General features: G+C 61.0%; 1 pseudogene. It reads right to left on the reverse strand.

What is annotated here, in order from left to right:
* Positions 1 to 521 (reverse strand): annotated as a pseudogene (locus IE209_RS33680) (Tn3 family transposase); the annotation flags it as partial.

Below are 521 nucleotides of genomic sequence, written 5' to 3' on the forward strand. Positions count from 1 at the left end.
TTGATCTTGGCTCCGGCTGAGGGCGGCCTGGAGACAAGTCGGCGCGCGTAGCGGCGCAAGATGAGATCGGGGATGTCTGCCAGGTGCTTATGAACGTCCAGCGTGTAAAGCAGGTCGATGCGCTCCAGTACCTCGCTGATTTGGCGGGTTGAGTGTTTCGCCGGTGCAGCCCATAGCCAACTCTGCTGGGTTTGTCCATCTGGGCGCAGCTCTGAAACTGAGGCTCGCCAGCGATCAAGTGTTGCTGGATCAACGCTGGCGGCGATGGCGGTGCCTGTTTCAACTTCAAGCTGGGCAAGTGCCGCCGCAATCAGTGTCCGAATTGCCCGCTCGTGCACGATCACCAGCTTGTTCTTGTACAGCCATTGACGCGCCCGCACGAGTAGCTGATCGCGGTCGGCGCAGCGCGCCACTTCGTCGCGCAGTTCACGTACCAGTGAGCGGCGCTGGTGCTCGCTCATCCACTGGAATCCAAGGACCGTGCAGGCTACTTGTTGGTGATCGAATAGCGTGCGCCCGCG

The organism is Pseudorhodoferax aquiterrae, assembly GCF_014652235.1.
Taxonomy (GTDB): domain Bacteria; phylum Pseudomonadota; class Gammaproteobacteria; order Burkholderiales; family Burkholderiaceae_C; genus Pseudorhodoferax; species Pseudorhodoferax aquiterrae.